General features: G+C 68.9%; 18 protein-coding genes and 1 tRNA gene. 8 read left to right on the top strand and 11 right to left on the bottom strand.

The genetic code is table 11. The annotated features are described in order from the left end of the window. Window positions 1-14 precede the first annotated feature (14 nt). Together DI526_RS01055 and DI526_RS01050 are read left to right on the top strand one after the other, a co-directional pair. Window positions 15-743 carry a glutathione S-transferase family protein gene (locus DI526_RS01055; protein ID WP_304273013.1) on the top strand — a complete coding sequence of 243 codons (729 nt, stop codon included), beginning with the start codon at window positions 15-17 and terminating at the stop codon, window positions 741-743. Between the two features lie 194 nt (window positions 744-937). Then, window positions 938-1,273 carry a hypothetical protein gene (locus DI526_RS01050; RefSeq protein WP_304273011.1) on the top strand — a complete coding sequence of 112 codons (336 nt, stop codon included), beginning with the start codon at window positions 938-940 and terminating at the stop codon, window positions 1,271-1,273. Window positions 1,274-1,286: 13 nt separating this feature from the next. On the opposite strand, the gene DI526_RS01045 is transcribed toward DI526_RS01050, so the two are convergent. The 5 genes from DI526_RS01045 to DI526_RS01025 all read right to left on the bottom strand — a co-directional run bounded on the left by DI526_RS01045 (window position 1,287) and on the right by DI526_RS01025 (window position 7,801). Further along, window positions 1,287-2,303, bottom strand: coding sequence for a 2-hydroxyacid dehydrogenase (locus tag DI526_RS01045; RefSeq protein ID WP_304273008.1), 1,017 nt, complete (start codon window positions 2,301-2,303; stop codon window positions 1,287-1,289). A gap of 84 nt (window positions 2,304-2,387) precedes the next feature. Further along, window positions 2,388-3,128: an SDR family NAD(P)-dependent oxidoreductase gene (locus tag DI526_RS01040; RefSeq protein WP_304273005.1), complete on the bottom strand. Its 741-nt coding sequence runs from the start codon at window positions 3,126-3,128 to the stop codon at window positions 2,388-2,390. 1 nt (window position 3,129) lies between these two features. Beyond that, entirely contained in the window at window positions 3,130-3,606 is a 477-nt protein-coding gene (locus DI526_RS01035; RefSeq protein ID WP_304273003.1) for a DUF3429 domain-containing protein, read from the bottom strand. A gap of 95 nt (window positions 3,607-3,701) precedes the next feature. Next, a complete protein-coding gene (locus DI526_RS01030; RefSeq protein WP_304273000.1) occupies window positions 3,702-4,868 on the bottom strand; it encodes an acyl-CoA dehydrogenase family protein in 1,167 nt (388 codons plus the stop codon). Between the two features lie 143 nt (window positions 4,869-5,011). Next, window positions 5,012-7,801 (bottom strand): TonB-dependent receptor, encoded by a 2,790-nt coding sequence (locus tag DI526_RS01025; RefSeq protein ID WP_304272997.1) that lies wholly within the window; start codon window positions 7,799-7,801, stop codon window positions 5,012-5,014. 378 nt (window positions 7,802-8,179) lie between these two features. Between DI526_RS01025 and DI526_RS01020 the strand changes: the two genes are divergently transcribed. Together DI526_RS01020 and DI526_RS01015 are read left to right on the top strand one after the other, a co-directional pair. After that, on the top strand, window positions 8,180-9,496 hold the full coding sequence (locus DI526_RS01020; protein WP_304272994.1) for an MFS transporter: 1,317 nt from the start codon (window positions 8,180-8,182) through the stop codon (window positions 9,494-9,496). A gap of 5 nt (window positions 9,497-9,501) precedes the next feature. Beyond that, the gene (locus DI526_RS01015; protein WP_304272991.1) at window positions 9,502-11,346 is read left to right on the top strand and encodes a hypothetical protein; all 1,845 of its coding nucleotides are present in this window, start codon (window positions 9,502-9,504) and stop codon (window positions 11,344-11,346) included. Here the strand turns inward: DI526_RS01015 and DI526_RS01010 are convergent. The 4 genes from DI526_RS01010 to DI526_RS00995 form a co-directional block, all read right to left on the bottom strand. Beyond that, on the bottom strand, window positions 11,343-12,908 hold the full coding sequence (locus tag DI526_RS01010; protein ID WP_304272988.1) for a carboxylesterase/lipase family protein: 1,566 nt from the start codon (window positions 12,906-12,908) through the stop codon (window positions 11,343-11,345). The two genes, DI526_RS01015 and DI526_RS01010, sit on opposite strands and share 4 nt — an antisense overlap. A 58-nt stretch (window positions 12,909-12,966) precedes the next feature. Next, window positions 12,967-13,875: a LysR substrate-binding domain-containing protein gene (locus DI526_RS01005; protein ID WP_304272986.1), complete on the bottom strand. Its 909-nt coding sequence runs from the start codon at window positions 13,873-13,875 to the stop codon at window positions 12,967-12,969. A gap of 98 nt (window positions 13,876-13,973) precedes the next feature. After that, window positions 13,974-14,897: a 5-dehydro-4-deoxyglucarate dehydratase gene (kdgD, locus tag DI526_RS01000; protein WP_304272983.1), complete on the bottom strand. Its 924-nt coding sequence runs from the start codon at window positions 14,895-14,897 to the stop codon at window positions 13,974-13,976. A gap of 380 nt (window positions 14,898-15,277) precedes the next feature. Further along, window positions 15,278-15,353: transfer RNA gene (locus DI526_RS00995), tRNA-Lys, on the bottom strand. 84 nt (window positions 15,354-15,437) lie between these two features. Here DI526_RS00995 and DI526_RS00990 point away from each other — a divergent pair. Continuing rightward, window positions 15,438-15,767, top strand: a complete 330-nt coding sequence (locus tag DI526_RS00990; protein ID WP_304272978.1) for an Hpt domain-containing protein — start codon at window positions 15,438-15,440, stop codon at window positions 15,765-15,767. A gap of 84 nt (window positions 15,768-15,851) precedes the next feature. Next, window positions 15,852-16,679: a TIGR00266 family protein gene (locus DI526_RS00985; RefSeq protein WP_304272976.1), complete on the top strand. Its 828-nt coding sequence runs from the start codon at window positions 15,852-15,854 to the stop codon at window positions 16,677-16,679. Between the two features lie 134 nt (window positions 16,680-16,813). Here the strand turns inward: DI526_RS00985 and DI526_RS00980 are convergent, their stop codons facing one another. Together DI526_RS00980 and gcvA are read right to left on the bottom strand one after the other, a co-directional pair. Next, a complete protein-coding gene (locus DI526_RS00980) occupies window positions 16,814-17,146 on the bottom strand; it encodes a chorismate mutase (RefSeq protein WP_066682822.1) in 333 nt (110 codons plus the stop codon). Between the two features lie 47 nt (window positions 17,147-17,193). Further along, the gene (gcvA, locus tag DI526_RS00975; RefSeq protein ID WP_304272971.1) at window positions 17,194-18,150 is read right to left on the bottom strand and encodes a transcriptional regulator GcvA; all 957 of its coding nucleotides are present in this window, start codon (window positions 18,148-18,150) and stop codon (window positions 17,194-17,196) included. A 185-nt stretch (window positions 18,151-18,335) separates the two neighbouring features. Between gcvA and cobA the strand changes: the two genes are divergently transcribed. Next, on the top strand, window positions 18,336-19,199 hold the full coding sequence (cobA, locus tag DI526_RS00970) for a uroporphyrinogen-III C-methyltransferase (protein ID WP_304272969.1): 864 nt from the start codon (window positions 18,336-18,338) through the stop codon (window positions 19,197-19,199). Continuing rightward, the gene (locus DI526_RS00965) at window positions 19,196-19,561 is read left to right on the top strand and encodes a DUF2849 domain-containing protein (RefSeq protein ID WP_304272966.1); all 366 of its coding nucleotides are present in this window, start codon (window positions 19,196-19,198) and stop codon (window positions 19,559-19,561) included. Before cobA ends, DI526_RS00965 begins: the two co-directional genes overlap by 4 nt. Window positions 19,562-19,564 lie beyond the last annotated feature (3 nt).

Raw genomic sequence — 19,564 nt, 5'->3', positions numbered from 1 at the left:
ATCGGAGAGGGACCATGATCACGCTGTTCGCCGCCGGAGCCGGGTTCGGGCTGCCCGAGATCAGCCCCTATGTAACCAAGACCGAGGTCCAGCTGATGATGGCGGGTCTCGACTATCGCAAGACGGTCGGCAGCCGCGAGACCGCGCCGAAGGGCCAGCTCCCGTGGATCGAGGACGCCGCCCAGGCGATCGGCGACTCCACCTTCATCCGCGCCCACATCGAGCAGAAGTACGGCGTCGATCTGGACATGGGCCTGACAGGCAAGGAGCGGGCGCAGGCCTGGGCGATCGAGCGCATGGTCGAGAACCAGCTGGGCTGGGTGTCCAGCTATTTCCGCTTCCTGGAGCCCGCCAACTTCGCCAAGGGGCCGGCGCGCTGGTTCGACCAGGCGCCCGAACACCTGCGCGAGGGTCTCCGAAAGGGACTGCTGGAGGCGGTGAGCGCCAATGTGCGCGCCGTCGGCGTCGGGCGTCACCTGCGCGAGGAGGTCGCCTGGCTGGGCGGCCTGTCTCTGCGCTCGCTGGACGAACTGCTGGAGGACAAGACCTACCTGATGCGTGACAGCCATCCGGTCGGCGTGGACGCGATCGCCTTTTCCATGCTGGCGGCGATCCTGACGCCGTTCTTCGACTCGCCGCTGCGGCGCGAGGCCGAAAGTTATCCGCGCCTGGTCGCCTATGTCGGCCGCATGATGGCCCAGTTCTATCCGGCCCATCCCTGGGGGCTGCGGCAGGCGGCGTGAGGAGCTTACCTATCCTTAGCGCCTTCTAGACTAAGCCTCGCCAGGTGACGATCAGCCGTCGCAGCGCATCTCGATCTGACGTTGTTGACGGCCTTTGACCTTGCTTTGGCGCGATCATTGGCCGCACGTGTCCGGGTCTTGCCCCTCGCCGGGAGCGTGTGCTGTTTTGCGGCCTTTAATGCAGGGGGTTTTGGATGTCTGAGAAACTGGCGCCGGTGGGCGTTGAAACGGTGCTGGAGGCGATCTCGGCCGAGATGTCGATCGCGGCGGTGGCGTGCGGACATCTGGACGTGGCGCTGGGCAAGATCCTGGAAGTCGTGGCGGCCGAGCATCGTCTGGCGGTGATGCACGAACTGCACACCGTCGACCTCCTGGCCCAGCACATCACCGCCATCACCGACTTCACCGGCCGCGTGCTGCACGAAAGCCACCACACCGGCCAGCTCGAGGTCAATGACGCCCTGTCGGCGATCACCCTCGGCGACGTCGCCGCCCGCCTGCGCGCGGCCCTGGAGCCGAAGGCCGAGTAGGCCCGCCCCGTCTTCAATGCGAGGGCCGGACGGCGTCCGCGGACACCGCGTGCGCCGACGGCCGGCCGGCCTCGACATCGGCCAGATTGCCGAGCGTCGTCTCCGCGATCGCGATCAGGGCCTCTTCCGTCAGGAAGGCCTGGTGGCCGGTCACCAGCACGTTCGGGAAGGTCAGCAGGCGCTGGAACAGGTCGTCTTGGATGATCTCGTTCGACAGGTCCTCGAAGAACAGGTCCGCCTCCTGCTCGTAGACGTCAAGCGCCACGCCGCCCACCTGCCGTGACTTCAGGCCGGCGATCAGGGCGGTGGTGTCGATCAGCGCGCCGCGGCTGGTGTTGACGATCAGGACGCCGGGCTTGGCCGCCGCGATCGCCGCCTCGTCGATCAGGTGACGCGTCTCGGGCGTCAGCGGGCAGTGCAGCGAGATGAGTTCGGCCTCGCGCAGCAAGGTTTTGACCGGAACATAGCGCACGCCCGCGGCGACCAGCGCCGGGTCCTGGACCACGTCGCTGGCCAGCACCTCGCAGCCGAAGCCCAGGCGCAGCATTCGCGCCACCAACGCGCCGATGCGGCCCGTGCCGACGACGCCGGCCGTGCGTCCGGCCAGGTTGCGCCCGATCAGGCCGTCGAGGGCGAAGTTGTTTTCGCGGACCCGGGCGTAGGCGCGGGGAATGTTGCGGTCCAGCGCCAGCAGGAGGCCCAGGGTGAACTCCGCCACCGCCTCGGGCGAGTAGGCCGGGACGCGCACGACAGTGACGCCCAGCCGTTGCGCCGCCGCCAGGTCGACATTGTTGAAGCCGGCGCAGCGCAAGGCCACGGCGTGGGTGCCGCCGGTCGCCAGCGCCTCGAGGGTGGCGGCGTCCAGGCGATCGTTCACGAAGACGCATACCGCCGGATAGCCGGCCGCCAGAGGGGCGGAGGAGGCGTCGAGGCGGGCCTCGAAATAGTCGATGCGGTGGCCGAACGCGCCGTTGGCGCTGTCGAAGAACCGCTTGTCGTAGGCCTTGGCCGAGAACATCGCCACGCGCATGCCCGCTCCTCCATGATCGCCGCAGCGGTAGCAGATCGGGGGCGGCGCGCGCAGCGCGGGCGGCTACGGAGGTTCAGCCCGCCCTCACCAGGGTATGGGCGCGCCGTCGTAGTCGAAGAAGCCGCCGCTGTCGGCCGCCTCCAGCCGGTGCACGACCTTCAGGAGCTTGGCGGCGGCGTCCCGGGGCGCGGCGACGGGCCGGCCGCCGCGCGCGAACGGCGCGCTCAGGGGCGTATCGACCGTGCCCGGGTGCAGGGCGGCGCAGACGGCCAGCGGGCGTTCCCGCGACAGCTCGATCGCCTGGCAACGGATCAGCATGTTCAGCGCCGCCTTGCTGGCGCGATAGGCGTGCCAGCCGCCCAGCCGGTTGTCGCCGACGCTGCCGACCCGGGCGGAGAGGGCGGCGATCACGCTGCGCTCGTGGCGGGGCAGCAGCGGCGCCAGATGCTTGCAGACCAGGGCCGGCAGGACGGCGTTGACCTCGAACAGGCGCGCCAGGCTGGCCCCCGTCACCGCCTTCATGGCCTTCTCGGGCGCCAGGTCCGGCGCATGCAGCAGGCCCGTGGCGATCAGGATCAGGCCGGGTCGACCAAGCTCTGTGATGTCGGTCGCCAGGCCGGCCAAGGCGTCTTCGTCCAGCAGGTCGGCCGTCAGGAAGGGCTGGCGCGGGGCCTCGGGCCAGTCGGCGGGGCGGCGGCGACCGACCCCGACCACCTGGGCCCAGCCGGGCTCGGTGCGGAGCTCCTCGACGAAGGCGCGGCCCAAGCCGCCGCCCGCGCCGACCACAATGGCGAGGCGGCGGCCAGGCGTTTCATCGGGCTCCATCTCAGCCGCCCGCCGCGGCGGCGCCGATCACAAGGCCCACGCAGGCGATGGCGGTCAGCGGCAGGCGCAGCTGGCGGTACCAGTCCGGCAGGGCGCTGGAGGTGACGTCCCAAACGCCTTGAGCGACCAGGGCGGCGGCCATACCCAGGAGGGCGTTCGCCGCTAGTCCGGGGTTGCTCTGGCCCATGACGCCGATGGCGGCGAGCGTCCAGCCGACCAGGGGAGGGGCCATGGCCAGCACCAGGGTGCTACGGCGGCAGTCGTCGCTGAAGACCGCCTGGGCGGCGCGCACCCCGCCCAGGAACGACAGGATGGCGGCGGCGTAGACGATCTGCAGGCTGCTCCAGGCCAGCAGGGGCTCGAACCAGTCGATCCGCAGCACCGGCGGCGTCAGGAACGGGATAAGGCCCAAGCCGCCAAGCCAGGTCATCAACGGGGCCTGGGATCGCCCCTGGCCGATTTCCTGCGCGCGCGACATGCTTCCGCTCCCGTGCCGAGCGCTGTCGACGCGCTCGGCGTCCGATACGCGGCGCTTGGGCGAACGGATGCGACGATCGAGCCGATTGAGCGTGATCAGTAGGAGCGCGGCAGCCCCAGGACATGCTCGGCCACATAGGCCAGGATCAGGTTCGTCGAGATCGGCGCCACCTGGTAGAGGCGCGTCTCGCGGAACTTGCGCTCGATGTCGTACTCCTCGGCGAAGCCGAAGCCGCCGTGGGTCTGCAGGCACATGTCGGCGGCGGCCCACGAGGCCTCCGAGGCCAGCATCTTGCCGATATTGGCCTGCTCGCCGCACGGCTGGCCCGCGTCGTAGCGGGCCGCGGCGTCGTAGATCGTCAGGCGGGCGGCGTGGGCCTGGGCGTAGGCCCGCGCGATCGGGAACTGCACGCCCTGGTTCTGGCCGATCGGGCGACCGAACACCACGCGGCTGGACGCATAGTCCCGGGCCTTGCCGATCAGCCAGGCGGCGTCGCCCAGGCACTCGGCCCCGATCAGGATCCGCTCGGCGTTCATGCCGTCGAGGATGTAGCGGAAGCCCTGGCCTTCCTGGCCGATCAGGCTGTTGGCCGGGATGACGAGGTTGTCGAAGAAGATCTCGGTCGTGGCGTGGTTCAGCATGGTGGCGATCGGCTTGATCGTCATGCCGTTCCCCTTGGCCGCGCGCATGTCGACCAGGAAGACCGAGAGGCCGTCGGCCTTGCGCGCCACCTCGGCCTTGGGCGTGGTGCGGGCCAGCAGGACCATCAGGTCGGAGTGCTCCGCCCGGCTGGTCCAGACCTTCTGGCCGTTGATCACATAGGTGTCCCCCTCGCGCCGGGCGAAGGTCGAGATCGAGGTGGTGTCCGTGCCCGCCGTCGGCTCGGTGACGCCGAAGGCCTGCAGCCGGATCGAGCCGTCGGCGATCCTGGGCAGCCAGGTCTCTTTCTGCGTCTGGGAGCCGTGCCGCAGGACCGTGCCCATGGTGTACATCTGGGCGTGCAGGGCCGCCGCGTTGCCGCCGCTGGCGTGGACCTCCTCCAGGATCGCCGCGGCCGCCGTCAATCCAAGGCCGCCGCCGCCGTAGTCCTCCGGGATCAGCACGCCGAGCAGGCCCGCCTGGGTCATCGCCGCGACGAACGCGGTCGGATAGGCCTTTTCGCGATCGAGGCCGCGCCAATAGGCGGGGGGGAAGTCGCGGCAGAGCGCCCGCACCGTCTGGCGCAAGGCTTCGATCAGTTCGGGGTCGGCGAGGGCGGGCATGGGGCCAGCTTCGAGCCTGGTGTTCGCCGCGTCCAGCCTCCCCTTAAGTCAGCGCCTCGGGCTGTCGCGAAAGGCTGAGCAAGACAAAGGCGCCGCCCCGGGGGCGGGGCGGCGCGGGTCTAGGCCAGGTGAGGAGGCGCGGCCTAGAAGTTGTAGCGCAGGCCAACGATGAACTGGCGGCCGCTGTGGGTGTAGACGTTCAGCCGGTTGCTATCGCCGACGTACTGGTCGTTGAACTCGTCGGTCAGGTTCACGCCCTCGACCGAGAGCTTGAGGTTGTCGCGGATGTTCCAGCTGGCCTGCATGTCGACGTTCAGGGTCTCATTGGTGCCCTGGATGGTGTTGCCGTCGCTGCCGGGGACCTGGGTCAGGTAGCCGTCGCGATAGGCCAGCGAGCCGCGCACGCTCCACTTGGGGGTCTCGTAGTAAAGCGTCAGGTTGGCGGCGTTCTTCGACAGGCCGACCAGGGTGGCGTTGACGGTCGGCGCGCCTGGCGCGGTCGAGGTCAGGTACTCGATCTTGGAGTCGACATAGGTGTAGTTGGCGATCACGCCGAAGTGGCTCAGCCAGCCGGGCAGGAAAGTGAACGGCTGCTGGACGTTCAGCTCGAAGCCCTTCAGGTCGCCGCCGTCGGAGTTCACCGGCTGGGTGACCTGGAACACCTGGTCGGGCGTCGCGCCGGTGCCGGTCAGCAGCGAGTCTGGCAGGCCCAGCGTGCTGTAGACCGCCTCGCGCCGCAGGGGCGCGACGAAGGTGTCGATGCGCTTGAAGAAGAAGCCGGCCGCCAGCATCGTGCCCGAGGCCGGATACCATTCCAGCGACACGTCCAGGTTCTTGGACTGCGTGGGCTTCAGGAACGGGTTGCCGGAGCTGTAGTTGCGGTTGGCGCCTTGGACCGAGACGTCGCCGCCGGGCGACAGCGAGCCGATGCCCGGGCGGGCGATGGTCTTGGCGGCGCTGAAGCGGGCGACGAAGGTGTCGGTGACGTCGGCGGCGATGTTGAACGAGGGCAGGGTCAGGTCGTAGTCGCGCTTGACCTCGACGCGCTGGATCGCGCCCGCGACGGCGGCGTAGCCCGCCGACTCCTGCTGGGTGTGGACGCGGCGCACGCCCGCATCGCCCCGGAAGGGCAGGCCGAACGCCTGGAAGCGGAAGTCGGCCTGCACATAGCCGCCAGTGTCCTGCTCCTCGACCGCGCCGTACTGGCCGCGCGCGGAGCTGTTGTTGGTGTTGCTCAGGGCGTAGATGCCGGTGTTGCTGTAGATGTTCAGCAGGGCGGCGTACTTGTCGATGTCGGGGACCAGCCAGGCGGTGAAGTTGCCCGCCGGCAGGTTCATCCCCTTGCCGAGCCCGCTGAACACCTTGGAGACCGAGGCCAGTTCGCCGGCGGTGAGGGTCTGGCTGACCGTCTCGCTGGTCCGGTACTGGCCGTAGCTGTCGTACTCGAACTTGCGCCAGTCGAGCCCGGCCTTGATCTTCAGGTTCGGGTTGGCCTCCCACTCGCCATAGACCTTGGCGGTCGAGAACTGGTTCTCGACGAACTGGGGGCGGATGCGGACTTCGGATGTGCCGTTGATGGCCGACCAGTTGGCCGGATCGGTCGCGTCGAAGTTCAGCAGGATCTGCGGCGCGCGGCCCTTGCGGAAGTCGTAGACGTAGTTCTGGCTGTTGGCGCGGTCGAAGGTGACGATCGTCGAGACCGGCTGGGTGAAGGTCGAGTCCGCGTAGCCAGCCAGGGCGCCCACGACCAGGCGGTCGCCGAAGTTGTGCTTGGCCGACAGGGTGAACTGCTTGAACTCGGTGTTTAGCTCGTCATAGGCCGACTGGGTGCGCAGATCGACATTGTCCATCCGGGCGTAGACGAGGTTGTTGTTCTCCACGACGCCGTCGCGGATGATCGTCTGCGGCTTGCCCACGCCGGCGCGCGACAGGCCGATGGCCTGCAACTGGGCTTCCTTCCGGATTCCGTGCAGATAGGCGTAGAGCGTATCGAGCGTGATCTCGGTGTCGGCGTCGGGCTTGAACTGCAGCGAGCCCGCCAGGCCCAGGCGCTTGTTGTTGATGTCGTAGCTGACATAGGCCGGGATGCGCGGCGCGAAGATGCCGGTCGTCGGGTCGGTGTTGTTGATCTGGGCGATCGTGTAGCCGGGCACCGTGGAGGCGGCGTTGAAGCCGCCATTGCTGCCGCCATAGGTCCAGCGCGTGATATTGGCGCCTTCTTCCTTCAGGTGGCGCTCTTCGTAGGCGGCCGAGAGCAGCACGCCCAGCTTGCCGTCCAGGAAGGTGCGGCTGGCCAGGGCCGACACGCGCGGCGTCGTCTTTTCCGACAGGTCGTTGTAGCTGCCGCCCGCCGACAGGACGAGCTGAGGCTTGCGTGCGTCGAAGGCCCGCGAGGTGGTCAGGTCGACCGTGGCGCCCAGCGAGCCTTCCTCGACGTCGGCCGAGGCGGTCTTGCGCACGGCGATGCTGTTGAAGAGGTCCGAGGCGAAGACGTTGAAGTCGAAGCCGCGCCCGCGGTTGGTGCCGCCGCTGTTGGCCGTGCCGCCGGTCGTGGAGATGGCCTCCATGCCGTTGATGCGAACGCGGGTGTATTCCGAGCCCAGGCCCCGCACGGTGATCTGGCGGCCTTCGCCGTTGATGCGCGAGATCGAGACGCCGGGGATGCGTTGCAGCGACTCGGCCAGGTTCAGGTCGGGAAACTGGGCGATGTCCTCGGCCTTGATGGCGTCGACGACGCCGGTTTCGTTGCGCTTGAGGTTCATCGCGCTCTGCAGGCTGGCGCGGAAGCCGGTCACGACGACGGCCTCGACCTCGTCGGTGGCCGGTGAGGGGGCGGCCTGCCGCGCGGCGGCCCCGCTGGCCAGCGTCAAGGCCAAGGCGGACGCGCTCAGCGCAAGGGCGGCCCGCACGACGGGTTTCTGAGTGGTTGACATGATCCCTCCCTACGCCCGCCTTCGCGGGTCCTTTCGTGGTGAAGGCGCTCGATACCGGCCCCTTCTCATTAGGGGCAGGATAGGAGCGGCTTCTCTTCGAGGGCCAATCTCAATCGGGTATGGACCAATGCGCGTTCGGCACGGATCGGGCAGGGAAATCGGTGACCCCGCCCTTTTTCTGTTGGCGGACCAAGTTTCCAGGCGGGCGACGAACCCGTTTTCGGCCGAAAGCACGCTCTCGCCCCACCCAAGCGGTCCGATCCATGTCGGCAGTGGATCGGTCCATAGGCGAATTGACTTAGACCTTCCCCGCGGGCGCCTCTAGCGTCGCCTGACGAACGCCGACGCAGATCGGCCCAGGCGAGGGAAGGGACGCGCATGACCGATTCCACGAAGCGCACGCGCGTGCGCTGGCTGATCATCACCGTCCTGTTCCTGATCACGACCATCAACTACGCCGACCGGGCGACCTTCTCGATCGCCGGCCAGTCGGCGGCCAAGGAGCTCGGCCTGGATCCCGTGGCCATGGGCTACATCCTGTCGGCCTTCGCCTGGGCCTATGTGTTGGGGCAGATCCCGGGCGGCGCCCTGCTGGACCGCTTCGGCTCCAAGAAGATCTACCTGATCTCGCTGGTCGTCTGGTCGTTGTTCACCGCCCTGCAGGGCTTCGCCGGCTTCTTCACCGGGTTGAGCGCGGCCCTCGTGCTGTTCGCCATGCGCTTCGCCGTGGGCCTGGGCGAGTCGCCGTCGTTCCCCGCCAACGCCCGCATCGTCGCGGCCTGGTTTCCGGGGGCGGAGCGCGGCACGGCCTCGGCGATCTTCAACTCGGCGCAGTACTTCTCGCTGGTCGCCTTCGCGCCCCTGATGGGCTGGCTGGCCCACAGCTTCGGCTGGCGTTCGGTGTTCTGGGTGATGGGGGCGGTCGGCGTCGTGGCGGCGGTGTTCTTCGCCAGGCTGATCCACGCCCCCACCGTCCACCCCTGGATCAACAAGGCCGAGTTCGATCACATCGAGGCCGGCGGCGGCCTTGTGCGGATGGAGGACGCCGCCGCCTCGAACGGTGCGGCCTTCACCTGGGCCAACGTCAAGCAGGTGCTGTCCAGCCGGATGTTGCTGGGAGTCTATCTGGGCCAATACTGCATCAACGTGCTGACCTATTTCTTCGTCACGTGGTTCCCGATCTACCTGGTCAAGGCGCGCGGCATGTCGATCATGGAGGCGGGCTTCACGGCCGCCGCGCCGGCCCTGGCCGGCTTCGTCGGCGGCGTGTTCGGCGGGGTGATCTCCGACTACCTCCTCAAGCGCACCGGCTCGCTGGACATCGCCCGCAAGACGCCGCTGCTGCTGGGCATGATCCTGGCCACCTCGATCATCGCCTGCGTCTGGATCCAGCAGGAGTGGCTGGTCGTGGTGGTCATGGCCCTGGCCTTCTTCGGCAAGGGCGTGGCGTCGCTGGGCTGGGCGGTGGTGTCCGACACCTCGCCCAAGGAGATGGCCGGCGTCACCGGTGGCGTCTTCAACACCTTCGGCAATACGGCGGGCATCGTGACCCCGATCGTCATCGGCTACATCGTCAAGGCGACCGGATCGTTCGACGGAGCCCTGATCTTCGTCGGCGTCCACTGCGTGATCACCATCCTGGCCTATTTCCTGATCGTCGGGAAAATCCAGCGCCTGGAACTGAAGGCGGCGTGAGCGGCATGACGACCCGACGTTCCGTCCTGGCCGGCGCCTCGGCCCTGGCCTTCACCGCCCTGGCGCGAGGGGCCAGGGCGGCGCCGATCGCCACGATCTCGACGCCGATGGCGCCGCCCGAGTGGGCGCTGCTGCAGCGGGAACTGCTGAAGGCCAACGAGGAGGCCTGCGCGGCCTTTTTCGCGCGCTACTTCGACGACCGGGGCTGGCTGCGGGCCGTCGCCCGCTGGGGCGCCAATGACGGGCCCGACGACGCGATCGAGAACGTCAACGACTGGCCGACCCTTCACGCGCTGGGCGCGGGCGACCGAGTTCTCGCCATGGCCAAGACGGCCTTCGAGGGCAATGTCGCCCAGTACACTGAGGCCCGGACGAAGGACGTGCCGTTCGCGCGCGAGGGCATGTACTTCCGCGAGTTCCCGGTCATGACCGACTGGCAGCACCTGTCCGAAGGGCTGTCGGTGTTCAACCTGCTGGGCCTGTCGGATCCTAACGACGCTCGCTATCGCGACCGCGTGAAGCGCTTCTCGGGGTTCTATACGGGCGAGGATCCGACCGTCCCGAACTACGATCCCAAGCTCAGGATCATCCGCAGCATGATCACGGGCAGCAAGGGACCGATGCTGCGGACCGCCACACCGCTGGACTGGGCCGGCGATCGCTTCGATCCGACCCACTTCTTCATGGAGCACGGCGAGACCACCTACGAAGAGACGCTGCGTCACTACGAGGAATATGGCGACGTGGTCGGCGACTCGCCGCTGAACCTGCAGGCCACCAGCCTGGTCATGAACGCCTACATGCTGGACCAGGAGCCGAGGTACCGGGAGTGGATCGTCTCCTATGTCGACGCCTGGATCGAGCGGGCCCGCGCCAATGGCGACATCCTGCCCAGCAAGATCGGCCTTGATGGCAAGATCGGCGGCCCCAAGGGCCAGTGGTGGGGCGGGACCTATGGCTGGGGCTTCAGTCCGGTGGCGCCGCATACCGGCAAGCGCGAGGATCGCAACCGGGTCCCCCGCGCGGTGGTCGGCTTCCTCAACGCCTATCTGCTGACGGGCGACGACAAGTATCTCGACGTCTGGCGCCGCCAGAACGACGTGATCAACGCCCAGAAGAAGATCGTCGACGGCAAGGTCATGACCCCGCGCATGTACGGCCCCAAGGGCTGGTACGGCTATGCGCCGGGCGAGTACCGGCTGAACGGGCTTGAGATCTGGTACATGTCGCAGAAGGCCAGCGACCGCGCCCGCGCCGCCGACCACCCGTGGGTCTCGTATCTGGAAGGCAAGGACGCCGGCTATCCGGTCAAGGCGCTGCGCGCCGACCTCGAGCGGGTGCGCGCTCGCGCCCAGGCCCAGCGCGACGACAAGACGACCGCCGACACGCGCCTGGCCGACGCCACGCTGAACATCAACCCCGCCAGCGTCACGGCCCTGATCCACCTGATGGAGGGCGGCATCCACATCGCCCGGCCGCCCTGGTCGCCGAGCTCTCCGGCCCAGGGCGGCGCGCTACGCTATGCGCGCCTGCGCTGGTTCGATCCCGAGCGCCGCCGCGCGGGCATCCCGCCGGACGTCGCCGCCCTGGTCGAGCGCCTGTCGGACGACCAGGCGGTGGTGACCGTGGTCAACACCAACCAGGTCGTGACGCGAACCGTGACGGTCCAGGCCGGCGCCTATGCCGAGCACCAGTTCCTGGGCGTGGCGATCGGCGATGGTCCCGCCGCGGCCTTGGACGCTTCTTCCCATACGCTGCGCCTCGATCCGGGCGCCGGCGCGCGGCTGACCTTCAAGATGAAGCGCCACGTCAACCCGCCGACGCTTAGCTTCCCTTGGGAGCGGATCTAGGTCCCTTCCTTCAGGAACGGAGCGGCCGAGAACAGCTCGCGCTCCTCCTTGCGGGGGTCGTCGACCATCCTCGAGGTCTCATTGATCACCAGGGTCGGCCGGCGGGGCAGGGTGTATTTCTCCCAGGCCGGGATCGCCGCGCAGTTCGGATCGCCCGTCCGCGCGAAGCTGACGAAGGCCGCGCTCATCTGGTCGCGCACCTTCCGCGCCGCCTCGCCGGTCCCGGTCATCGAGCCCTTGGCCGCCAGCGTGCCGAACACCAGGGCGATGTCGTAGCTGTGATAGGCCCCCATCCTCGGATCTGTCTGGGCGCCGAAGTCCAGCTGGTACATCCAGGCGGGCGCGCCGATCTGCGCCCGCCGCTCGGCCTGGATCAGATGGCCCGGCCAAGACCGGCCCGCCGTCGTCGCCGCGAAGAACACGTCCGAGGGGCCGTAATCCGGATAGAGCTCGCGATAGCGGGCGATGATGTGCTCGGGGGCGAGGTCGAGGACCAGCTCGTTCTCCATCCGGCCGGGCAACTCTTCCCAGGTCAGGGCGAAGTTCTTCGGATCGCCGCCCAGGAACGCCTTGGTCTCGTCGTGGGTGTTGCCGATGATCATCGGGATGTGGCCGCTTTCGCGCGGGGCGTCCGGATAGAACGGGTGGCGCTTCAGCCCGCGGTGGTCCAGCACGGACCAGAAGACGATCCCGCCCTTGCGTTCCAGCGGATCGCGCATCCTCAGCGCCTCGACCAGCTGGCCGGCGGGGAGGGTCTTCAGGGCCTCGGTCTGGTCGGGCTTGAGGCCGAGCCTTTCCATGAACGCGCGGGCGCGGATCGTGGCGTGGATCGGCCCCATCGCGGTGACGTGCTGGCCGCTCATCGTGGCGACCTTGTGATAGAGGCCCGCCGCTTGGGGCATGGCCATCAGGGTCACCAGCTTGGCGCCGCCGCCCGACTGGCCAAAGGTCATGACATTGCCAGGATCGCCGCCGAACGCGGCGATGTTGTCGCGCACCCACCGCAGGGCCAGGATCAGGTCCAGATTGCCGACATTGCCGCTGTCGGCCAGCTCCGGCCCGCCCAGCCGCGCCAGATAGGCGTAGCCGAAGCAATTCAGGCGGTGGTTCACGGTCACCACCACGACGTCATGGGTCTTGGCCAGCCAAGTCCCGTCATAGAGCGGGCTTGAGCCCGAGCCGTTGGCGTGGGCCCCGCCGTGGACATAGACCATGACCGGCCGCGCCTTGCCGTCCGCCAGGCCCGGCGTCCAGACGTTCAGGAACAGGCAGTCCTCGCTGGTCGGCTCATCGGCCTTGAGCTGCAGTGAGGCCGGGCCGTAGGCGAGGGCGTCGGCGATCCCCTTCCAGGGCTGGGCGGCCTGCGCGGGCTGGAAGCGGCGTGAAGCTGTGTCCGCGCCATAGCGCACGCCCTTGAAGACCTTGACCCCGTCGATCTCCGCGCCCCGCACCCGCCCGGCCGTCGTGGTGGCGATGGGCGCGGCGCGGCCGCCGGCGTTGACGCGCGGGGCGGCGGCGAGGGCGGCGGTTCCCGCCAGCACGGCGCGACGGTCGATGGGCATGGGGTCTCTCCCGGTTTTTTCGTTGGGCGTTAGCCCCCACGCGGAGAGACGGCGCGACCTAGCGCGCGGCCTGCTCCGTGGGCGAGGCCTCGGCCAGGCAAAGGTCGATGAAGGTCCGCAGGATCGGGCTCTCGTTGTCCTTGCGCCACGCCATGTAGAGCTCGACGGGGCGGTCGGGCGTGGTCTCGACGGGCCGGAACTGGACGTCGTCGAAGTTCAGGCTCATCGCCGCTTCGGGCACGATCGCCGCGCCGAGGCCGGCATGGACCAAGGCCAGCATCGAGTGGATCTGGGTGACGTGCTGGACGTAGGTCGGGGCCACGCCGTTAGCGTCGAACAGCGTGGTCAGCATGTTGTAGAAATAGCCCGCGCCCTCGGGCGAATACATGATCAGCGGGGCCGCGTCGAAGTCGGCGAGGGTCAGGGACGCCTTGGCCAGGCGCGGGTCGCCGGTCGGCAGGGCCGCGACGAGCGGTTCGGAGAGAACCCGCGCGGTGGCGAACTCGACCCGCTCCATCGGCGGGCGGACCAGGCCGATATCGATGCGGCCGGTCAGCAGGGCCTCGACCTGCTCGCGGGTGACCATCTCGCGAAGGGTCAGATCGGCGTTGGGCAGGCGCGCCTTGGACAGGATCACCAGCTGCGGCAGGAAGTTGTAGCCCGAGGCGGCCGTGAAGCCGATGGCGATCTGGCCCGCGTCGCCGCTGGCGATGCGGCGGGTGGCCAGGGCCGCGCTCTCGGCCAGGCGCAGGATGCGGCGGGCCTCCAGCAGAAACGCCCGGCCGGCCGGGGTCAGGCGCACCGACCGGCTGGTGCGGTCCAGCAGGGTGACGCCCAGGATCCGCTCCAGCAGCTGCACCTGTCGGCTCAGCGGCGGCTGGGTCATGTTGAGCCGCTGGGCGGCCCGGCCGAAATGGAGTTCCTCGGCCGTGGCCACGAAGCAGCGCAGCTGACTCAGCTCGAACATCGGAAACCGCCCGTCCACGACCCCTTGGAGGCGCGAAGCTAGACGCTCGTTCGGTCCGATCGCCAGCGTCTTCTTGCCAGGAAGGGCCGCGAAGGCGTTCATGCGCTGGGCTGGACGCGGGCGATCAGGCCTTGCAACTCGGCGAATTCGGTGGGCGTCAGGTCGGTCAGCGGCAGGCGGACCGGGCCCGCGTCGCGGCCGATCGCCTTCATGCCGGCCTTGACGATCGAGACCGCGTAGCCCTTTCCGCGGTTGCGCAGGGCGATGTAGGGCAGGACGAAATCGCGCAGGCCGGCCATGACGGTGTCGCGATCGCGGGCGCGGACGGCCTTGTAGAAGTCCAGGGCCCACTCCGGCAGGAAGTTGAAGATCGCCGACGAATAGGTCGTCACGCCCATTTCCAGGTAGGGCAGGGCGAAGGTCTCGGCCGTCGGCAGGCCGCCGATATAGGTCAGCCGGTCACCCATGCGGGCATAGACCCGCATCATCAGCTCCAGGTCGCCCACGCCGTCCTTGAAGCCGACGAGGTTGGGGTTGCGATCGCACAGCCGCTCGAGGGTGTCCTCGGTGATCACCGCGTTGTCGCGGTTATAGACGATGACGCCGAGCTTGGTGGACCGGCACACGGCCTCGATATGGCCGGCCAGGCCGTCCTGCGTCGCGTTGGTCAGGTAGGGCGGCAGCAGCAGCACGCCGTCCGCGCCGGCGGCCTCGGCGTCTCGGGCCAGGTCGGTGGCGATCGCCGTGCCGTAGCCGACGCCGGCGATGACCGGGATCTTGCCGTTGGTCTCGGCGACCGCGGCGCGAACGACCCGTCCGACTTCCTCGGGGCGCAGCGAGAAGAACTCGCCCGTGCCGCCGGCGGCGAACAGACCCGCCAGGTCACGTTGCAACATCCAGCCGCAGTGCTCCCGGTAGGGCGCTTCCTGGAACTGGTGGTCGCCGTCGAAGTGCGTGACCGGAAAAGACAGCAAGCCGCCGCCCAGTTGGCGGGCCATTTCGATCGGCGACATACGGCTCATGCAATCCTCTCCGAACGGGCGGCCTGCATCCTGAGGTTTGTCGCAGGCCGCGTAGTGACCGTCACGCTAGAGAGGCGCCGCGGCGCGGTCTAAGCCAAAGGCGCTATCGACCGATGCGGAAATTGGCTTGATGGCCAGCGACTAAGGCCGGTCGTCGTCCGCGTCTTCTCCGGCGCCGACCGCGGCATGGACGATCTCTGGGGCAGGCCGGTCAGTCCGGCTGGGCGCCGACGGCGCTGCTTGGCCGCGCGGCATGAAGTCACGCAGCACAAGGCTGCGCCTCCTCAGCGAAAGAGCGCCTACCAACAGTATTCCAGGGGAGTTTCAGGGGCGGCGCCCAAGTCGGCCTCAGCGGAAGGCCAGGTTCTCCAAGAGGAGAATGGTGGGTGTACAAGGATTCGAACCTTGGACCCGCTGATTAAGAGTCAGCTGCTCTACCAACTGAGCTATACACCCATTCGACGATCCGAAGCACTTGCGAGCCCCGGCGGCGAGGCGCGGAACATACGCAATGATTTTGGGAGCGCAAGAGCTTTTTTCATGGCGAGGCGAGATAATAGCGAAGTTATGGATTTCGCTTACCTGGAGGGGTTCGCGGCGGGGGATTTCGCGGTGGTCGACGAGGTGCTGGCGCTGTTCCGCCAGCAGGCCGCGCTGTGGGCCCCGAGGCTCGATTCCGGCCACCCCGGCTGGCGGGACGCCGTTCATACGGTGAAGGGGGCGGCGCGCGGGGTGGGGGCCTTCGCCCTGGGTGAGGTCTGCGACCGCTGCGAGGCGGGGCAGGCGGACCTGGAGGCCGTTCGCGACGCGCTGGAGGCGGCGCTGGCGGATATCGCCGCCTATGTCGAGGATCGCGCGGCCCGTTCTTGAAGGGCTCGCCAATCTGACCCAGCTGTAATTGGCGCCGTCGCCGCGGTCTGGCTAGAACGGCGTCCTGGATAAGAGGAGACGTCCATGCCCCCCAGCCCCTGGAGCCATCAGCGCAACGCCAACGTCGCTGACGACATCGATTTCGAGATCAAGGGCGACGACCTTCAGTTCGTCGAGATCGAACTGGATCCGGGCGAGAGCGCGGTGGCCGAGGCCGGCGCCTTCGTCTGGAAGGACGCCAGCGTGCAGATGACCACCATCTTCGGCGACGGCTCGGCCGACCAGGGCGGCGGCTTCATGGGCAAGCTGCTGGGCGCGGGCAAGCGCCTGGTGACCGGCGAGAGCCTGTTCACGACCGTCTTCACCCATACGGGCTCGGGCAAGGCGCGCGTGGCCTTCGCCTCGCCGACCCCCGGCTCGATCCTGCCGCTGAACCTCGCCCAGCTGGGCGGAACGCTGATCTGCCAGAAGGACAGCTTCCTGGCGGCGGCGCGCGGCGTGTCGATCGGCCTGCACTTCCAGCGGCGGGTGATGACCGGCCTGTTCGGCGGCGAGGGCTTCATTATGCAGCGCCTCGAAGGCGACGGCTGGGTGTTCGTGCAGATGGGCGGCGCCCTGGTCGAGCGCGAGCTGGCGCCCGGCGAGGAGCTGCACATCGATACCGGCTGCCTGGCCGCCTATACGCCTGGCGTCGACTTCGACCTCGTCATGGCCGGCGGCGTGAAGAGCGTGCTGTTCGGCGGCGAGGGCCTGTTCTTCGCCCGCCTGCGTGGTCCGGGGAAGGTGTGGATCCAGTCGCTGCCGTTCGCGCGCCTGGCCGGCCGCATGCTGCAGGCCGCCAACCACCAGGGCGGCAACCAGGGCGAAGGCTCGATCCTGGGCGGCCTGGGGCGGATGATCGACGGGAACTAGAAAGTGTCCTTCTCCCCTTGCGGGAGAAGGTGTCGCCCCGACGGGGCGACGGATGAGGGGTTTCTCGGCGTCGCCGTGCGACCCCTCACCCGACCCTTCGGGTCACCCTCTCCCGCAAGGGGAGAGGGAAGATCTTACGACCCCTTCGTCCGGTCCCAGCTGTCGTATTCGTAGGCGATGCAGCGGTCGATCAGGGTGCGCCAGACCGGCTCTGCGATGGCTTCCGACAGGCCGGAGGCGCGGGCGGCGGCCTTGACCTTGTCGACTACGTCCTCGATCCGCGCGCGGTCGAAGACCTTGGAGCGGTCGGCCTTGATGCGGGCGGCCGCGTCCATGAAGGCCTGGCGTTCGGTCAGGAGCTGGACCAGGGCCCGGTCCAGGGCGTCCACGCCCTGGCGCACATCGGCCATGGTCTGGCAGTCGGCGGGAGCAAGATGCTCGTCGACGTTGAGAGTCGTGATTTTCATGGGCCCCTTAAAGCGGTTTCCGGCGGCGGAAACCAGAGCGCCGACTGTTAAATCCCGGCGCCGTTGTCCATCGTCCGCAGCGCCGCCTCGTGGGCCTCTGCCTCGGCCTTCAGCCAGGTGACGAACGCCTTGACCTGGGGCAGGCGGCCCTTGGCCTTGGGGTGGACGACGTAATAGGCGAAGTCCACGGCCGTCGAGGCCTCGAACGGGATGACCAGACGCCCGGAGTCGAGATCGGCCTGGGCCAGGGTGCGCTTGGCCAGGGCGATGCCGCGGCCGTTGGCGGCCGCCTCGATCACCAGGCTGGACTGGTTGAAGCGCGGTCCGCGCGCGCCGTCGACGCCCTTGATCCCGCGCGCCGCCAGCCACATCGCCCAGTCGGGGCAGCTGTCGTCGGCGTCGGGCGAGCCGTCGTGCAGCAGGATGTGGTGCTGCAGGTCCTCGGGACGCTCCAGGGCGTTCTGTTCCAGCAGTTCGGGGCTGGCGACCGGCACCACCGATTCCTGCATCAGGCGGATGACTTCCAGGCCCGGATAGCGGCCCGAGCCGTAGCGGATGGCCATGTCGACCTCGCCGGTCGCGAAGTCGACGACCTCCATGCCGGCCGACAGCCAGACGTCGACCTGCGGATGGGCCTGCTCGAACTTGCCCAGGCGCGGCACCAGCCACTTGGCGGCGAAGGACGGGGCCGCGGTCAGGGTCAGGCGTCGGCCGTCGACGGCGGCCGTCAGCAGGCTGGCGGCCTCGGCCAGGCGGTCGAAGGCCTCGCGCAGGGCGGGCAGGGCGGTCTGGGCCGCGTCGGTCAGCAGCAGGCCCTTGGGCGTGCGCTTGAACAGGGCCGCGCCGACATAGTCCTCGAGATTCTGGATCTGCTGGCTGACCGCGCCCGGGGTCACCGACAGCTCGTCGGCGGCGCGGCTGAAATTCAGGTGCCGCGCGGCGGCCTCGAACGCGCGCAGGGCGTTCAGGGGCGGCAGGCGGCGGCGCTCGTTGGGTCTTTCCATAGTTTTACTGAACGCCCCGGCAGAAGTCCTTGTTTGCGAATTGGCCTCTTCGGGCCGAGTTTGCAAGCGTTCGCTGGCGGATTGGCCCTTTTCGACAGCGGACACGAGCGGGGCTGTCCTTAGGGCGGCCCCGTCTTGCGTTCCACCGTCTTATTCCAAGCGCGTTGATAGAGGTTCTAAAGCTCATGGCACGCCAGCCGGCTCGAAGCAGGAAGCCTGGCCTCGTCGTGATCGGCGGGACGCGGGCCCAGCGCGCCCTCGGCGCGGTGTGGCTGGTCGGCGCCGGTCCGGGCGATCCGGACCTGCTGACCTTCCGCGCGTTCAACGCCCTGCGCGGCGCCGACGTCGTGGTCCACGACGGCCTGGTCTCCGAAGAGATTCTCGATCTCGCGCCCAGCCGGGCCCGCCGGATCAACGTGGCCAAGCGCAAGTCGCGCCACACCCTGCCGCAGGACGACATCAACCAGCTGATCGTGGCCCTGGCCCTGGACGGGCTGAATGTGGTGCGGCTCAAGGGCGGCGATCCGTTCCTGTTCGGCCGCGGCGGCGAGGAGCTGGCCGCCTGCCGCGCGGCGGGCGTCGAGTGCCACGTCGTGCCCGGCGTCACCGCCGCCCTGGCCGCCAGCGCCAGCGCCGGCGCGCCGCTGACCCATCGCGGCAGCGCCCAGGCGGTCACCTTCGTCACCGGCCACGCCGCCCATGGCGAGCCGGACCTGGACTGGACCTCGCTGGCCCGTCCCAACCAGACCGTCGTCGTCTATATGGGCGTCTCGACGGCCGGCCTGATCGCCGAGCGCCTGGTCGCCGCCGGCCGCGCCGGTTCGACCCCGGCCCTGATCGTCGAGAACGCCAGCCGCGCCGACGAGCGCCGCGTCCTGACCACGCTGGCGAGCCTGGCGGAGGCCGCTCAGAGCGTGAAGGGCCCAGCGCTGCTCATGGTCGGCGAGGCGATGGCCATGGCTGAAGTTCAGTCTCCGCCCTCGTTCGAGGGAAGGGGAGACCGCGAAGCGGCGGACGCCGCGCTTCGCCGGGGAGGAGAGTTCAAGTGAAAGCGATCACCGCCAACCGCCTGATCGACGGCGAGGTCGTGTTCTGGAAGTCGGGCCAGTGGGTGGCCCGCTTCGGCGACGCCCAGCTGTTCGACGAGCATCACACCGCCGACCTGGAGGCCGGCGTCGCGACCGGCAAGAGCCAGCCGACCGTCGTGGTCGATGTCTATCCGATCGACCTCGTGCAGTCCGACGGCCGCTGGGCCCCGCTCAGCTATCGCGAGCGCATCCGGGCCCTCGGACCCACCAACGAACCCACGCACGGCAAGCAGGCCGAGGGCGGCGACGTCGTCGAGGCCCTGCGCCAGGCGTCGGGCGCGGCCCGCTCGACCGGCCGCGTCGATCTGATCCGCAGGAAGTAGGGC

This window comes from Caulobacter segnis, from assembly GCF_003243465.1.
Classification (GTDB): domain Bacteria; phylum Pseudomonadota; class Alphaproteobacteria; order Caulobacterales; family Caulobacteraceae; genus Caulobacter; species Caulobacter segnis_A.
The sequence above is the reverse complement of the archived record's forward strand: the minus strand, read 5'-3'. Positions and strand labels throughout refer to the sequence as shown.

Coding starts and splice junctions, on each gene's coding strand:
- DI526_RS01055 (WP_304273013.1), top strand. CDS start 15: ATGATCACGCTGTTCGCCGCCGGAGCCGGGTTCGGGCTGCCCGAGATC.
- DI526_RS01050 (WP_304273011.1), top strand. CDS start 938: ATGTCTGAGAAACTGGCGCCGGTGGGCGTTGAAACGGTGCTGGAGGCG.
- DI526_RS01045 (WP_304273008.1), bottom strand. CDS start 2,303: ATGCGCGTGGCGATGTTCTCGGCCAAGGCCTACGACAAGCGGTTCTTC.
- DI526_RS01040 (WP_304273005.1), bottom strand. CDS start 3,128: ATGGAGCCCGATGAAACGCCTGGCCGCCGCCTCGCCATTGTGGTCGGC.
- DI526_RS01035 (WP_304273003.1), bottom strand. CDS start 3,606: ATGTCGCGCGCGCAGGAAATCGGCCAGGGGCGATCCCAGGCCCCGTTG.
- DI526_RS01030 (WP_304273000.1), bottom strand. CDS start 4,868: ATGCCCGCCCTCGCCGACCCCGAACTGATCGAAGCCTTGCGCCAGACG.
- DI526_RS01025 (WP_304272997.1), bottom strand. CDS start 7,801: ATGTCAACCACTCAGAAACCCGTCGTGCGGGCCGCCCTTGCGCTGAGC.
- DI526_RS01020 (WP_304272994.1), top strand. CDS start 8,180: ATGACCGATTCCACGAAGCGCACGCGCGTGCGCTGGCTGATCATCACC.
- DI526_RS01015 (WP_304272991.1), top strand. CDS start 9,502: ATGACGACCCGACGTTCCGTCCTGGCCGGCGCCTCGGCCCTGGCCTTC.
- DI526_RS01010 (WP_304272988.1), bottom strand. CDS start 12,908: ATGCCCATCGACCGTCGCGCCGTGCTGGCGGGAACCGCCGCCCTCGCC.
- DI526_RS01005 (WP_304272986.1), bottom strand. CDS start 13,875: ATGTTCGAGCTGAGTCAGCTGCGCTGCTTCGTGGCCACGGCCGAGGAA.
- kdgD (WP_304272983.1), bottom strand. CDS start 14,897: ATGAGCCGTATGTCGCCGATCGAAATGGCCCGCCAACTGGGCGGCGGC.
- DI526_RS00990 (WP_304272978.1), top strand. CDS start 15,438: ATGGCGAGGCGAGATAATAGCGAAGTTATGGATTTCGCTTACCTGGAG.
- DI526_RS00985 (WP_304272976.1), top strand. CDS start 15,852: ATGCCCCCCAGCCCCTGGAGCCATCAGCGCAACGCCAACGTCGCTGAC.
- DI526_RS00980 (WP_066682822.1), bottom strand. CDS start 17,146: ATGAAAATCACGACTCTCAACGTCGACGAGCATCTTGCTCCCGCCGAC.
- gcvA (WP_304272971.1), bottom strand. CDS start 18,150: ATGGAAAGACCCAACGAGCGCCGCCGCCTGCCGCCCCTGAACGCCCTG.
- cobA (WP_304272969.1), top strand. CDS start 18,336: ATGGCACGCCAGCCGGCTCGAAGCAGGAAGCCTGGCCTCGTCGTGATC.